Origin of the sequence: Kitasatospora sp. NPDC088783, from assembly GCF_044750705.1 — a bacterium.
Lineage (GTDB): Bacteria > Actinomycetota > Actinomycetes > Streptomycetales > Streptomycetaceae > Kitasatospora > Kitasatospora fiedleri.
This window is the reverse complement of record NZ_JBIVKJ010000022.1, coordinates 85,780-99,855: the sequence shown is the minus strand read 5'-3', so window position 1 is coordinate 99,855 and position 14,076 is coordinate 85,780. Positions and strand designations below refer to the sequence as shown.

At 74.0% G+C, this 14,076-nt stretch carries 11 protein-coding genes; 2 read left to right on the top strand and 9 right to left on the bottom strand.

All coding sequences use genetic code 11. The annotated features are described in order from the left end of the window. Window positions 1–127: 127 nt before the first annotated feature. The 3 genes from ACIP60_RS34975 to ACIP60_RS34965 form a co-directional block, all read right to left on the bottom strand. Complete coding sequence (locus ACIP60_RS34975) at window positions 128–1,657, bottom strand: hypothetical protein (RefSeq protein ID WP_400692662.1); 1,530 nt, start codon at window positions 1,655–1,657, stop codon at window positions 128–130. Window positions 1,658–1,664: 7 nt separating this feature from the next. Beyond that, window positions 1,665–1,988 (bottom strand): hypothetical protein, encoded by a 324-nt coding sequence (locus tag ACIP60_RS34970; protein WP_282205815.1) that lies wholly within the window; start codon window positions 1,986–1,988, stop codon window positions 1,665–1,667. Window positions 1,989–2,105: 117 nt separating this feature from the next. After that, window positions 2,106–3,503 (bottom strand): S8 family serine peptidase, encoded by a 1,398-nt coding sequence (locus tag ACIP60_RS34965; protein ID WP_400692660.1) that lies wholly within the window; start codon window positions 3,501–3,503, stop codon window positions 2,106–2,108. A gap of 335 nt (window positions 3,504–3,838) precedes the next feature. Here ACIP60_RS34965 and ACIP60_RS34960 point away from each other — a divergent pair, with 335 nt between their 5' ends. Continuing rightward, a complete protein-coding gene (locus tag ACIP60_RS34960) occupies window positions 3,839–5,371 on the top strand; it encodes a hypothetical protein (RefSeq protein ID WP_400692657.1) in 1,533 nt (510 codons plus the stop codon). Window positions 5,372–5,378: 7 nt separating this feature from the next. Here ACIP60_RS34960 and ACIP60_RS34955 read toward each other — a convergent pair whose 3' ends face one another. The 6 genes from ACIP60_RS34955 to ACIP60_RS34930 form a co-directional block, all read right to left on the bottom strand. Next, entirely contained in the window at window positions 5,379–7,700 is a 2,322-nt protein-coding gene (locus ACIP60_RS34955) for a xanthine dehydrogenase family protein molybdopterin-binding subunit (protein WP_400692655.1), read from the bottom strand. Beyond that, a complete protein-coding gene (locus ACIP60_RS34950; RefSeq protein ID WP_400692653.1) occupies window positions 7,697–8,719 on the bottom strand; it encodes a (2Fe-2S)-binding protein in 1,023 nt (340 codons plus the stop codon). The genes ACIP60_RS34955 and ACIP60_RS34950 overlap by 4 nt, the downstream gene beginning before the upstream one ends. Next, a complete protein-coding gene (locus ACIP60_RS34945; RefSeq protein WP_282205819.1) occupies window positions 8,716–9,612 on the bottom strand; it encodes a xanthine dehydrogenase family protein subunit M in 897 nt (298 codons plus the stop codon). Before ACIP60_RS34945 ends, ACIP60_RS34950 begins: the two co-directional genes overlap by 4 nt. 229 nt (window positions 9,613–9,841) lie before the next feature. Beyond that, complete coding sequence (locus tag ACIP60_RS34940) at window positions 9,842–11,479, bottom strand: beta-N-acetylhexosaminidase (RefSeq protein ID WP_400692650.1); 1,638 nt, start codon at window positions 11,477–11,479, stop codon at window positions 9,842–9,844. 73 nt (window positions 11,480–11,552) lie between these two features. Next, entirely contained in the window at window positions 11,553–11,828 is a 276-nt protein-coding gene (locus tag ACIP60_RS34935; RefSeq protein ID WP_030459614.1) for a DUF3039 domain-containing protein, read from the bottom strand. A 60-nt stretch (window positions 11,829–11,888) separates the two neighbouring features. After that, on the bottom strand, window positions 11,889–12,458 hold the full coding sequence (locus ACIP60_RS34930) for a YqgE/AlgH family protein (protein WP_400692647.1): 570 nt from the start codon (window positions 12,456–12,458) through the stop codon (window positions 11,889–11,891). 226 nt (window positions 12,459–12,684) lie between these two features. Here ACIP60_RS34930 and murA point away from each other — a divergent pair, with 226 nt between their 5' ends. Further along, window positions 12,685–14,040 (top strand): UDP-N-acetylglucosamine 1-carboxyvinyltransferase, encoded by a 1,356-nt coding sequence (murA, locus tag ACIP60_RS34925; protein WP_100838067.1) that lies wholly within the window; start codon window positions 12,685–12,687, stop codon window positions 14,038–14,040. Window positions 14,041–14,076 lie beyond the last annotated feature (36 nt).

Below are 14,076 nucleotides of genomic sequence, written 5' to 3'. Positions count from 1 at the left end.
CCCCCCCCCCCCCCCCCCCCCCCCCCCCCCCCCCCCCCCCCCCCCCCCCCGCCCCGCCCCCCCCCCCCCCCCCCCCCCCCCCCCCCCCCCCGCCGCACACCCCTACCGACTCCGGTCGAGCCGACTGCTACTCGATGACGCCGGGGTTGGCCTCGCCACCGCGCCAGGTGTCCTCGTCCTCGACCAGGTAGTCGGGACGGTGCCCCTGGTTCTTCTTCTTGCTGCCGCCGCTGCCCGAGCCGCCGTGCATCCCGGCCGCGCCCGCCTGCCCGGCACGCCCCTTCCCGATGCCCGACCCGCCCTCGGTGAACGCCCGTCCACCGGCACCGGCCGCCTTCGCACCGCCGATCGTGCCACCGGCCTTGCGCACCAGGCCGCCGGCAGCGCTCTTGCCACCGGCCGCACCGCCCCGCGCACCACCGGCGCCACCGCCGTGCATGCCGCCCATCCCGCCGGCGCCCGCGACACCGCGGGCCCCCGCGGCACCCGAACCCGAGCCACCGGCCCCGGAACCGGCAGCCCCACCAGCGGCGCCCCGGCCGGCCCCACCCGCAGTACCCGAGCCACCGGCCCGACCACCACCGGCGCCACCGGCCCCGGACAACCCGCCAGTCGACACCCGGCCACCACCGCCGAGCCCGCCACCGGGCAGGTACCCACCGCCCAACCCACCGGGCACGTACCCGCCACCACCGGTCCCACCACCAGCGGACCCACCACCGGGCAACGTCCCCACCCCACCGGGCAGCCCACCGACCGACCCCGGAGGCGTCAACCCCACGGACGGCGGGTCGACCCCCAGGATCCCCGTGGACGGCGGCACCGGAGTCGGCGTGAACGTCGGCGGAGTGAACGGCGGCAGATCCCCACCGGGCGGCACCGACCCCACCGGCGGCACCACCGGCACCACCGGATGCCCGGGCTGCGTCGGCTGCGGCACCGAGGGCAGGCCCGGCGAGACGTTCGACGGAGTCGTCTGCTGCGGCGGCACCCCACCCGGGTACTTCGGGTTGGGCATGCTCGGCGGCGTGTGGCCGGGAGGCACGACCGTGGCGGGCGGGTCCGGCGGGAACTTCTGCCCCGGCTCCGAAATGCTGGGCTGACCACCGTCCATGTATGCCGCGGCCTGGGTGTACTGCGGGCCCAGGTGCTCCATCACGCCGATCGCGTACTGGTGCGCGACCTCGGTGGCGGACAGGTCGTGCGCGTTCTTGTTGACCGCGTCGATCCGGTTCATGCCCGACGCGAGGTCGCGCTTGAACCCCTCGTCCGAGCTGGCGAAGCCGTCGCTCAAGGTCTTGCCGACCCGGTCCATGAAGCTCGGGACCTTGATCTGGTCCATGGTCGACTTGGTCTGCTCGAGCGCGCTCGCCGCGTAGGTCATCGCGACGGACGTGTTCTGCGCGTGCGCGGCGGTGTTGGCCATGCCTTCCTGGATCTGCGAGCCCTTCGTCGCGAAGCCCTGCGCAGCTGCACCGGTCCAGTTCGCGGTGGCATGTTCGATCGCCGCCCTCAGGTCCGCGGCGGCCTGGGTCAGCTCCTCGTGCACGTTCTGCCAGTGCTGCCCGACTTCCTTGATCCGCTCGGGACTCGAGCCGGAAACCATGTTCTTGAGCGGGATCAGGGCGTAGCTGTCGAATGGAGTCGTCTCGGCCATCTCTGACTCACCCTGCCTGAATCTGGTTCATGGTTGACTGGCCGTCGTCCTCACGCCCCACATAACGGTCGTGGACGAGCTGGGTCTTGTCGCCGTACTCGGTGATGAGCGCGTCGATGGACGAGATCGTCTGGGTCAGGAACGCCTGCATGTTCCCATGCGCGCTGTACAGCGCCTGGGCCTCGGCAAAGTTGCCGCCGAAGGCATCCTGAGTGATGTCGGTCTTGTACTTGGTGTTGGTCCCGCAGGTGCTGATGTTCTGCTGGAGGGTCCGCAGTCGCTTGACGACTGCCTCCAGCTCTGCAGGGTTGACGCTGTATCCGTCGGACACGAGGCCCTCTCCCCCTGGAGTGTCGAAACTTCCCCGTGGTAGCAATCCAGCTGATGAGTTGTCTGTCCAGCCAGAGCATTCGATCGTATCGCGCTTGGACAGCTTACTGATACACCGTCAACGCGATTGGTTTCCGTCCTGGTACGGGTTACCTCCGTAGGGCGGCTGCTGCTGCGGATAGCCGTACGGCGGCGGTGGCTGCTGACCCGGCTGACCGTACGGCTGCTGACCCGGCTGGCCATACGGCTGCTGGGCCGGAGGCCACCCCGGTGCGGCACCGTACGGGGCACCGGCCTGGGCCTGGAGCCCCTGCGCACGGCGCCGCTTCCGGCCGCTCGCCACCGCAACCGCGATGACCACGATGAGCAGCACGACCAGAGCACCGCAGATGCCCAGGACCAGCGGCAGGGACGATCCCGACGACGACTGGTGGATACCCGATACGGCCTCCGGGGACTTGATTCCACCGGTGCCCGTACCGCCGTTGTCCGAACCCGCCGACACCTCGGGGCCAGCGGACGGGGCAGCAGCACCTGCGGCCAGCGGCCCCTGTGCGGACCCGGCAGGAATGTTCTTGGTCAGTGCCGCGTACGGCTGGACGACTCCGTATCCGTAGTGTGCGTCCGGCAGTTGAGAGGCACCGGCGGGAGTCGCAGCCGTCTTCACCAGCCGGTTGGCCACCTGGCCCGGAGTGAGGTCGGGGTACTTGGCGAAGACCAGGGCTGCCGCGGCGGAGACATAGGCGGTGGAGTCCGAAGTACCGTCGGCCTTGCAGTACTGGCCCTGACAGGAACCTAGTCCCTCGACGCCTGCCATCACCATGTCGGCGCCCGGCGCCGTGAGCATGACCTCAGGACCGTAGTTCGACTTCGCCCAGACCTTCTGGTTCTTGTCCACCGCGCCGACCGCCAACACCCCGGGCACGTTCGCCGGGGTGCGGACCGGGCCGGCATCGTTACCGGAGCCGGCCACGATCAGCACCTTGTGCTGAAGGGCGTAGGCCACCGCTTCGGCGAAGCCGTCCTCCACGCCCCTGGGCGTGACCTGGGAGATGTTGATGACCTTGGCGCCGTGGTCGACCGCCCACTTGATGCCTTGCGGCATGGCATCACTGGTGGTGGTCGTCGTCCCCCGATAGATCGGCAGGATCTTGGCCCCGGGCGCGAGACCGAGTATGCCCTCACCGTTGCCGTGACCGTGGCCGGCGATCAGGCTCGCCATACCCGTTCCGTGTTCCTCGGTCGGCTTGGCCTCCCAGCCATGACCGCTCGGGTCGTACCCCGGCAGCACCGACCCCACCAAGTCAGGGTGGTTCGCGTCGACGCCGCTGTCGATCACCGCGACGATCACGCCGTCGCCCTTGCTGACCGACCACACCTTGTCCAGGTCGAAGTACGCGTTCGCCCACTGCGCGTCCCGCACCTGGTCCGCCGACGCCGCCGGTGCGCCGGCGAACAGCATGCCCGCTGTCAAAGCGGTCGCGCCGAGCGCGCCCGTCAGTCTGGCCAGCCCCATCAAACACCCCGTCAGTAGACAGCCCGTTCGCTCTCGCAGCGCCCCCGGAACACAGGACGGTTCGATCGTATCGTCCGTCACCCGCCCTGGCACCGGCCTCTCGTGGCAGGGCCACTACATTTCACCGCCCCGCGGCGACTGCGGACGGTCGGGCGGCGTTTCCGACCGCGCGCCACCGCGGCACCGGCGATACGGGGTGGGGCCGGACGAGGGCCGCTGGACGCCCACCGCCGGGGAACCGGTCTCGTTCGTGCACCGCCGGTGGGGGAAAGGGCTGGTGGGGGTGGTCGGGGGCTGTGCTATGAATGGCGCGTCGTTCGTCCTTGGGGGAACTCTTGACGCATCCGCCGCAGTCCGGCGCGCCCGTGCCGGGGCAGCAGTCGTACCCGGGGTTCCCGCCCCCGCCGTACCAGGGCCGGGGCCAGGACTGGCAGCCCGCGTACCCGCCGCCGCAGCCGCCGGGGCGGGGGTCGCGGGCGCTGGGGGTGCTGGGGATCGCGCTGGTGGTGCTGGTGGTGGTGGCCGCGGTGGGCGGGACGGCGTACCTGCAGGTGGGGCGGAAGGGGGCGACGACGCCCGCGTACGTGGTGGAGCAGGAGAACTGGCGGCGGGTCGCGGACGGGTTGACGCGGGCGCTGGCGGCGGGGGACGAGGAGGGGTTCGTCCGGCCGTTCGCGGCGGGGGAGGTGAAGGAGCGGCAGCGGCTGGTCTTCCGGAACCTGCTGAAGGTGCCGTGGGAGACGGCGCGCTGGGAGGTGTCGAACTCGCCGTTGAACGGGCGGCTGCGGGTGGACTTCGTGCACCAGGTGAAGGACGTGGACAACCTGCCGATCGCCGAGGAGTACGGGTGGCAGGTGCTGCCGGTGGAGTCGGGCACCGAGGTGATAACCGGGGTCGGGGCGGTGCGGGACCACCAGGGCAAGAGCCTGGACGCCGGCTACTACCCGGCCCCGTGGGACGTGTACGACGACCTGTCGGTGCGGGTGCGCGACCACCTGGTGGCGATGGCGGACAAGGGCCAGGAGGCCGAGCTGGACCGGGACGTCGACGTGCTGGCCCGGGCGGCGGGGGACGACCTGGCGGCCTGGCAGCAGTACGCGCCGGTGCCGGCCGGCGGTCGGCGGGGCGCGCGGGGGTTCTTCGTGGTGCTGGAGAAGAACCGGGAGGTCTACAACAAGCTGTACCAGGGCGACGGGAAGCAGGACGACAGCCTGGAGGCCGGCGTCAACATGCCGGTGGTGGCGGCCGAGGGGGCGGCCCGGAGCACGGCGGGCGGCGGGACGGCGGGCGGCGGGACGGCAGGCAGCGGGATGACGGTCGGCGGGATGACGGTCGGCGGCAGCCGGATCGTGATGGACACCACCGACAGCCGGTTCACCGGCTCGCGCTGGCAGGACGGCGTGACGGACATCGGCCGGCACGAGATGGCGCACGCGATCGTCGCGACGCTGCTGTCCGAGTGGCCCTCGCCCACCGGCAAGGGGCAGCCGCACGACTGGGTGGCGGAGGGCTTCGCCGAGTTCATGGCGCTGCGCGGCGAGGACGCGGCGGCCCGCGACGAGCTGGTCGGCGACCTGCGCGAGGTGCGCTTCGACGGCGGACTGCCGGGCGAGCAGGGCGAGTTCTACGCGGACACCGCCGGGGCCAGGTCCGCGAACTACGCGCTGAGCGGCGACGCCGTGCGGTACCTGGCGGCGACCTACGGGGAGGCCCGGGCGTTCGCCTTCGTCGCCGCGCACTACGCCAGGCCGAGCGAGTACGCCCAGCAGCTGGCCGAGGCGACCGGCGGGAGCGCCGACGCGTTCCAGGCGGCCTGGGCGGAGCACGTCCGCACCACGACGGCGGCGGCGACCTCCCGGAAGAAGTGACGGGGCGTCAGACGGGCAGCGTGGCGTCCTCCGGCGGGATCGGCAGCCGCCCGACCGGCAGCCCGGTCGCGGCGCGGACGGCGGCGGCGACCGCCGCGGGGGCGACCACGGCGGGCACCGCGCTGACCGCCTTGGCGCCGAACGGGGCGACCACGTCGCGCTCCTCCAGCAGGGCGGCGATCCGGACGTCGGGGGTGTCCAGGGCGGTGGGGAGCCGGTAGCCGGTGAGCGAGGCGTTGACGGGGACGCCGCCCTCGGTGCGCAGGTTCTCCAGCAGGGCGAGTCCGACGCCCTGGGCGACGGCGCCCTCGATCCGGTCCTCGATCTGCCGGGGGTTCAGCGCCCGGCCGACCTCCTGGGCGACGGTGACGTCGACGACCCGGACGGCGCCGAGTTCGATGTCGACGTCGACCACGGCGCGCATCGCGCAGAACGCGATGGAGACGAAGGCGTCGCCCTGCCCGGTCTCGGGGTCGAGCGGCTCGGTGGGGTGCGGCCGGCACTGGGCGGTGGCCCAGAGCTCGCGGCCCTCCAGTGCCTCGCTGACCGGCATGCCGAGCACGCCGTCGTACGAGGTGATCTTCCCGTCGGTGATGGTGAGCAGTTCGACGGACATCCCGAAGTCGGCGGCGATCGGCTGCAGCATCTGGTGGCGGACCATCAGCGCGGCCCGCTCGACGGCGCCGCCGGAGACCCAGGTGTGCCGGCCGCGGGAGGCGGGGCCGGCCGCGGACTGGTCGGAGTCGACGGGCGCGATGTACACCTCGCTGACGCCGAGCACCGACTGGACGATCTGCCGGGCCAGGGTGGCGAAGCCCTGGCCGGAGTCGACGGCCGCGCAGATCACGGTGGCGTGGTCGCCGGAGACCCGGACGGTCGCGGTGGAGACCTCGTCCTCGCCCTCGGCGCCGAGCATGTGCACCATGCCGACCGCGTAGCCGATGCCGCGGCGCACCGCGGCGGGGTCGCCCGCGCCGCCGGGGCCGCCGGGCAGCAGCCAGTCGGCCTCCGGGTCGTCCAGCGGGAGGGCGGGCAGCGGGGAGGCGTCGAGCGCGTCGAGCAGGGCCTCGACCGGGGCGGGGCAGGTGACGGCCTGGCCGGTGGGCAGCGGGTCGCCGGTGGTCATGGCGTTGCGGCGGCGGATCTCGACCGGGTCGATGCCGAGCTGCCTGGCGAGCTGGTCGAGCTGCGACTCGTACGCGAAGCAGGTCTGCAGGGCGCCCTCGCCGCGCATCCGGCCGGCCGGCGGGTTGTTGGTGCGCACCGCCCAGGCGTCGACGAAGACGTTGGGGCAGGTGTAGGGGCCGACCGAGAAGGCGACGGCGGCGGCCAGCGCCTCGGCGGAGACGTCGGCGTAGGCGCCGCCGTCGAGCAGGATCTGCGCCTCGACCTTGACCAGCCGGCCCTCGGCGTCGGCGTGGTGGCGGTAGCGCAGCAGGGCGGGGTGCCGGGTGGGGTGGGACTGGAAGGACTCGGCGCGGGTGAGGGTCATCTTGACCGGTCGGCCGCTGCGCAGCGCGAGCAGGGCGAGGGTGACCTGGAAGGAGAGGTCCTCGCGGTCGCTGGTGGCGCCGGGGACGCCGGTGACGACCAGGCGGACCCGGTCGGGGTCGAGGCCGAGGCGGGCGGCGGTGCGGTCGCGATCGCCGTGCGGGTCGGTGGAGGACAGGTGCAGTTCGACGCCGCCGTCGGGGCGGGGGACGGCGAGTCCGGCCTCGGCGCCGATCGGGGCCGGGTCCTGGCGGCCGACCTGGTAGAGGCCCTCGACGACGATCGCGCCGACCGCGTCGGGGTCGCCGGTGCGCAGCGGCAGGTGGCGCAGCAGGTTGCCGTCGGGGTGCAGCGGGGGGGCGTGGAAGGCCGCCTCGGGGTCGGTGACGGGCTCCAGCGGCTCGTACTCGACCAGGATCGCGGCGGCGGCGAGCCGGGCGGTGTCGGGGTGGTCGGCGGCGACCGCGGCGACGGGTTCGCCGTGGTGGCGCACCACGCCGGCGGCGAGGACCGGGCGGTCGGCGGCGGCCGACCCGGCGGGGCCGCCGTCGGGGGTGCCGTCGGGGCCGGCCGGGAGGTCGGCGGCGGTGACCACGGCGTGCACGCCGGGGATGGCGAGCGCGGGGGCGGTGTCCACCGAGACGATCCGGGCGTGCGGGTGCGGGGAGCGCAGCACGGCGCCCCAGAGCAGCCCTTCGGCCCACAGGTCGGCGGCGTAGGGGTAGATGCCCAGGGCCTTGGGGAGGGCGTCGGTGCGCAGCGGGGAGGTGCCGAGGCCGGTGGTGCCGGTCTCGTGGTCCGCGGGGGCGGCCGCCGGGAGCTCGGTGGCGGAGGTCATGCGTTCTCGTCCTCGTGGAGGCGGATGCCGTGGGCGGGGGTGGCGTCGTAGCCGGTGGCGTCGTGGCCGGTGTACTGGCCGTAGCCGTCGGTGGCGTAGACGGTGCCGTCGTAGGGGCCCGCGTCCTGGTAGGCCGTGGTGCCGAACGGGTCGGTACCGCCGGGACCGGCGAACGGGCCGGGAGCACCGGCGCCGCCGGGGGCCCCGGGGTCGGCGGCCCAGTCGGCCGGGACGGGGGTGCCGTGCGGCGGGGTGGGCGGGTAGGCGTAGCCGCCGGTGCGCAGGGTGCCGTCGTCCTGCCCGGCGGGGGGCGCGGGCGGGGCCAGCTGGTCGGCCTCGTGCCAGAGCTCGGAGTCGGCGTACAGCGGGAGTTCGCCGGCCTGGTCGGGGTAGGACGGCGGCCCGGCGGCGGGCGCGGGCGCGCCGGCGGCGGGAGCGCCGGCCGGGAGCGCCTGTCCGGCGGCCTGCTCGGCGGCCTCCAGTTCGGCTTCGAGGGCGGCCTCGCGGGCGTCGGCGACGGCCTGGACGGCGGCCAGCGCGCCCCGGTAGCCGGTGCAGCGGCACAGGTTGCCGCACAGCGCCTGGCGGGCCTCGACCTCGCCGGGCCGGTGGTTGCGCTGGAGCAGGTCGTGGACGGCCATCGCCATGCCGGGCGTGCAGTAGCCGCACTGGACGGCGCCGGAGTCGGCGAGCGCCTGCTGGACGTCGCTGGCGCCGCCCGCGCCGGACAGTCCCTCGACGGTGTTGATCTCGCTGTCGGCGGCGAGCGCGGCGGGCACCAGGCAGCCGTTGACCAGCTGTCCGTCGACCTGGATCGAGCAGGCCCCGCACTCGCCCTGCTCGCAGCCGTCCTTGGCGCCGGCCAGGCCGAGCCGCTCGCGCAGCACGTACAGCAGGCTCTCGCCGATCCAGGCGTCGGTGACGGGCCGGTCCACGCCGTTGACCCGCAGCGTGTACGAGGCGGTGGGGCGCACGTCGGCGGTGAGCGCCCCGGGGTGGTTCAGCAGTTCGTCCGTCACTTGAGCGCCCTTCCCAGTGCCCGGCGGGCCAGCACCGCCACGGTACGCCGCAGGCGGGCCGCAGCCGCGCCCGCCCCCTCTCCGTGCGCCCCGTTCTCGGGGACGCACGCGCCCGCCACGTACTCGCCGAACGCGGCGAGCGCGGCGGGGTCGATCAGCACCGCGCCCTCGGCGCCGCGGGCGTCCCAGTCGATGCAGCCGGCCACCCAGCTCTCGGCCTCCAGCGGCCGCAGCGGGACGGGGGCGACGGCGCCGACGGCGCAGCGCACGCCGCGCCGGGCGGGGTCGAGGACCAGGGCGACGGAGGCGGTGGCGCGGGCCGGGCCGCTGCGGCCGGTGGACTTGAGGAAGACCTGGGGGGCGTGCAGCAGCGGGACCCGCACCCAGGTGAGCAGTTCGCCGGGGCGCAGCGGGTCGAGGCCGGTGAGCAGGTGGCTGATCGGCACGTCGCGGACGGCGCCGGCCCGGGCGAGGGTGGCGGTGGCCTCCAGGGCGGCGAGCACCGGCAGGGTGTCGCCGGCCGGGTCGCCGGCGGCGACGTTGCCGCCGAGGGTGCCGACGTTGCGCACCTGCGGGGGTCCGGCGGTGCGGGCGGCGTCGGCGAGGGCGGGGATGAGCGCGGCGAAGTCGGGGCGGTCCATCCGGGCGTGGGTGAGCCCGGCGCCGAGGACGGCGGTGCCGCCGTCCTCGTAGCGCCAGCCGCGCAGTTCGGTGATCCGGCCGAGTCCGATCAGGGCGGCGGGCCGCAGCCGCCCGGCGTTGACGGCCTCCATCAGGTCGGTGGCGCCCGCCACCGGCACCGCCCCCGGGGTGGCGGCCAGCGCTTCGACCGCCTCGTCCACCGAGGCCGGCAACATGATCGTCCGGTTCACCAGGTTCCCACCGTGCTCCATTTGCAGTGCGGACTGCCGCCCGTAGGGTACGGGCGATCGGTGCGGGTTGGGCAACTCTGGCACACAAAGACCGCTGATCATTTCCCGGGTGGCGGACAGGTCCGAACAACTCGGGACAACTCCGGGCGCGACCGCGATCAGGTCGTGGCCGGGGTGATCGGTTGTTCACCCGGTCATGACGAGCGGTCCTCGCCCGGAGTTCCCCGCCGCTGACGCTCCGTCACCGGCGTCAGGGGGCGGTGTGCTCGCCGGACGGTCCGGGCGGGCCGTCCAGCGGGCGGCCGACGATGCCGGGCTTGCGCTGCCAGGGGAGCGGTCCCCCGGGGCGGCGGTACTCGATGCCGAGCGCGTCCAGCCGCGGGTAGTGGCCGGCCATCCGGCGCTCGAAGTCCGCGAAGTCGCGGTCGGCCGGGTCGCGCGGCAGGTCGGACCAGGCGACCTCGGCGAACGCGGCCAGCCGCGGGAACGCCTTGTAGTCGACGTCCCGGCCGTCGTTCATGAACTCGGTCCAGAGGTTCGCCTGGGTGCCGATGACGTGCGCGGCGGCGGCCGCGTCGAGCTGCGGCGGGACGGGCTCGAAGCGGTAGACGTCCTCCAGCGTGCGCACCCAGCCGACCGGGACGGGCTCGTCCGCGCCGTCGGCCTGCCGGTGGTCGAGGTAGACGTGCTGCTCGGGGCACATCACCACGTCGTGCCCGGCGTTCGCGGCGGCGATCCCGCCCTCGTAGCCGCGCCACGACGACACGGCCGCGCCGGGGGCCAGGCCGCCCTCCAGGATCTCGTCCCAGCCGATCAGCCGGCGGCCGCGCTCGGCCAGCCAGCGGTCGAAGTGCCGGATGACGTGGCTCTGCAGCTCGAACTCGTCCTTCAGGCCGAGTTCGGCGATCCGGGCCTGGGCGGCGTCGGACTGCTTCCACTGGTCCTTGGGGCACTCGTCGCCGCCGAGGTGGACGAAGGTGGAGGGGAAGATCTCCAGCACCTCCTCCAGCACGTGCTCGTAGAAGCGCAGGGTGGCCTCGGAGGCGTTCAGGATGTTCGCGCTGACGCCCCAGTCGGTCCAGGTGCCGAGCGCGGCGGTGTCGACCACGTCGGTGTTGCCGAGCGCGGGGTAGGCGGCGATGGCGGCCTGGTTGTGGCCGGGCAGGTCGACCTCGGGGACGACGGTGATGTGCCGGGCGGCGGCGTAGGCGACGATCTCGCGCAGGTCGTCCTGGGTGTAGTAGCCGCCGTGCGGCTGGTCGTCGTGCCGGCCGCCGGCCCGGTAGCCGACCATCGAGCGCTCGCGCCAGGCGCCCGCCTCGGTGAGCTTCGGGTAGCGCCGGATCTCGATCCGCCAGCCCTGGTCGTCGGTCAGGTGGAAGTGGAAGACGTTGAGCTTGTGGGCGGCGAGCTGGTCGATGAAGCGCAGTACGCCGGCCTTGGGCATGAAGTGCCGGGAGACGTCCAGCAGGGCGCCGCGCCAGCCGAACCGGGGCGCGTCGCGGATCTCCACCGCGGGGACCGTCCAGTCCGCGCCGGGCAGCGGGGCGCTGCGGTACGCGGCGGGGCCGAGCAGCTGGCGCAGGGTCTGCGCGGCGTGCGCCAGGCCTGCGGCGCTGCCGCCGGTGAGCCGGACGGCGGCGGCGTCGGCGCTCAGCCGGTACTCCTCGGCGCCGAGCTCCGGGTCGAGCGCCAGCCGCAGGTCGCCGTCCTGCCCGGCCGGGGCCGGGTCCAGGTCGAAGCCGGTGGCGGCGGACAGCTCGGCGCGCAGCCGGCGGGCGGGGGCCTCGGCGCCGGGGGCGGCGGCGATCCGGGAGCCGGCGTGCAGGACGAAGGGCGGGGCGTCGCTGCGGGCCTGGACGTGCGACGGGGCGGGGATGAGGTCCATGCGCCTCATCCTGCCCCGGACCACCCCGATTGGCATAGACCACTCGGGAGGTGTTCGCGCAGGTCGTGCGCCGTCAGTCCTTCTTGTCGTCCCCGCCGGGGTTGTTCAGCCCGTCGAAGATCTCCTTGCACATCGGGCAGACCGGGTACTTCTTCGGGTCGCGCCCGGGCACCCAGACCTTGCCGCACAGCGCCACCACGGGGGATCCGGAGAGCGCGCTCTCCATGATCTTGTCCTTCTGGACGTAGTGGGCGAAGCGCTCGTGGTCGCCGTCCCCGTGCGACGTCTGCGGGACGGGCTCGACCAGGGTGCCGGTGCCGAGACCGCGCTCGGGCTCAAGAGTGCTCATGGGTGCCAAGTCTATGGGGGCCGCCCGGGACCGGGCCACCGCGTGCGCCGGGCTCCTCGGTCAGTTCAGCAGCGGGTCGTCGGGATAGGTGGCGAGCATCGCCAGCGGCCCGCGCTGGCGGCGCAGCACCTCGCGCCACAGCCGGTCCGGCTCGGCGCAGGAGACGTCCCCCGCCTCGCAGTCCACCAGGTGCCAGGCGCCCTCGGCGAGCTCCTCCTCCAGCTGCCCGGGCGACCAGCCCGAGTAGCCGGCGAACACCCGCATCCCGCCGAGCACCCCGGCCAGCACCTCGGGCGGCGCCTCCAGGTCGACCAGGCCGATCGCGCCGTGCACCCGGCGCCAGCCGAGCGGCGCGGCGCCGTGCTCCTCGCCGGGGACGACGGCCACCGCCAGCGCGGAGTCCAGGGCCACCGGCCCGCCCTGGAAGAGCACCGGCGGGTCGCCCGCCAGCGGCGCCCAGCCGTCCAGCACGGCGGCCACGTCCACCGGCGTGGGGCGGTTGAGCACCACCCCGAGCGCGCCCTGGGCGTCGTGGTCGAGCAGCAGGACCACCGACCTGGTGAAGTTCGGGTCGGTCAGCACGGGCGTCGCCACGAGCAGTCGCCCGGTGAGCGAGGGGGCCGCTTCCATGTCTGACATCATGCCCCGTACCGGCCCTCCCCGGACACCCGGCGGTCCACCCCGCGGGCCACCCGTCCGGCCCAGTGGCGATGCCGCGGAGCCTCCCCCACAGCATGATCACCATGAGGACACACCGGAACCAATCGCCCACCCCCTACCATCTAGTGGTGGTGAAGGGCCCTTCCCCCAACTCCGCAGCCGAAAACCTCCCCTGCGCACCCGGATTGCGAGAACGATGACCGACGACGTCCTGCTGGTCCACGGCGGAAACCCGCTCGAAGGCGAGATCCAGATCCGCGGCGCCAAGAACCTGGTCCCCAAGGCCATGGTCGCCGCGCTGCTCGGCCAGGGCCCCAGCAGACTGCGCAACGTCCCGGACATCCGGGACGTCAAGGTCGTCCGCGGCCTGCTGCAGCTGCACGGGGTCACCGTCCGCACCGGCGACGAGGACGGCGAGCTGATCCTCGACCCCTCGCACGTGGAGTCCGCCAACGTCGCGGACATCGACGCGCACGCCGGCTCCTCGCGCATCCCGATCCTGTTCTGCGGCCCGCTGCTGCACCGGCTCGGGCACGCCTTCATCCCGGGCCTGGGCGGCTGCGACATCGGCGGCCGGCCGGTCGACTTCCACTTCGAGGTGCTGCGCCAGTTCGGCGCGACCATCGAGAAGCACCCGCAGGGCACCTACCTGGTCGCCGCCCAGCGGCTGCGCGGCACCAAGATCGAGCTGCCCTACCCGTCGGTCGGCGCGACCGAGCAGGTGCTGCTGACCGCGGTCCTCGCCGAGGGCGTCACCGAGCTGCGCAACGCCGCGATCGAGCCGGAGATCGTCGACCTGATCTGCGTGCTGCAGAAGATGGGCGCGATCATCTCGCTGGGCACCGACCGCACCATCCTGGTCACCGGCGTGGACGAGCTGGACGGCTACACCCACCGGGCGCTGCCGGACCGCCTGGAGGCGGCCTCCTGGGCGTGCGCGGCGCTGGCCACCAAGGGTGACATCTACGTCCGGGGCGCCGAGCAGATCCCGATGATGACCTTCCTGAACACCTTCCGGAAGGTCGGCGGCGCCTACGAGATCGACGACGCGGGCATCCGGTTCTGGCACCCGGGCGGCGAGCTCAAGGCGATCGCCCTGGAGACCGACGTGCACCCGGGCTTCCAGACCGACTGGCAGCAGCCGCTGGTGGTGGCGCTGACCCAGGCCACCGGCCTGTCGATCGTGCACGAGACGGTGTACGAGTCGCGGCTGGGCTTCACCGGGGCGCTGAACCAGATGGGCGCGCACATCCAGCTCTACAGCGAGTGCCTGGGCGGCACGCCGTGCCGGTTCGGGGCGCGCAACTTCATGCACTCCGCGGTGGTCTCCGGCCCGTCCAAGCTGATGGGCGGCGAGCTGGTCATCCCCGACCTGCGCGGCGGCTTCTCGTACCTGATCGCGGCGCTGGCCGCCGAGGGCACCTCCACGGTGCACGGCATCGACCTGATCAACCGCGGCTACGAGAACTTCATGGACAAGCTGCGCGACCTGGGCGCGCACATCGAGCTGCCCTCGGAGGCCGAGGCGCCCGAGGTCCGGCTGACCGCCTGAGCGCGGCGGGCCGGAAAGCCGGTGGCCGGCCTCCCC

Coding starts and splice junctions, on each gene's coding strand:
- ACIP60_RS34975 (WP_400692662.1), bottom strand. CDS start 1,657: ATGGCCGAGACGACTCCATTCGACAGCTACGCCCTGATCCCGCTCAAG.
- ACIP60_RS34965 (WP_400692660.1), bottom strand. CDS start 3,503: ATGGGGCTGGCCAGACTGACGGGCGCGCTCGGCGCGACCGCTTTGACA.
- ACIP60_RS34955 (WP_400692655.1), bottom strand. CDS start 7,700: ATGACCTCCGCCACCGAGCTCCCGGCGGCCGCCCCCGCGGACCACGAG.
- ACIP60_RS34945 (WP_282205819.1), bottom strand. CDS start 9,612: ATGGAGCACGGTGGGAACCTGGTGAACCGGACGATCATGTTGCCGGCC.
- ACIP60_RS34940 (WP_400692650.1), bottom strand. CDS start 11,479: ATGGACCTCATCCCCGCCCCGTCGCACGTCCAGGCCCGCAGCGACGCC.
- ACIP60_RS34935 (WP_030459614.1), bottom strand. CDS start 11,828: ATGAGCACTCTTGAGCCCGAGCGCGGTCTCGGCACCGGCACCCTGGTC.
- ACIP60_RS34930 (WP_400692647.1), bottom strand. CDS start 12,458: ATGGAAGCGGCCCCCTCGCTCACCGGGCGACTGCTCGTGGCGACGCCC.
- murA (WP_100838067.1), top strand. CDS start 12,685: ATGACCGACGACGTCCTGCTGGTCCACGGCGGAAACCCGCTCGAAGGC.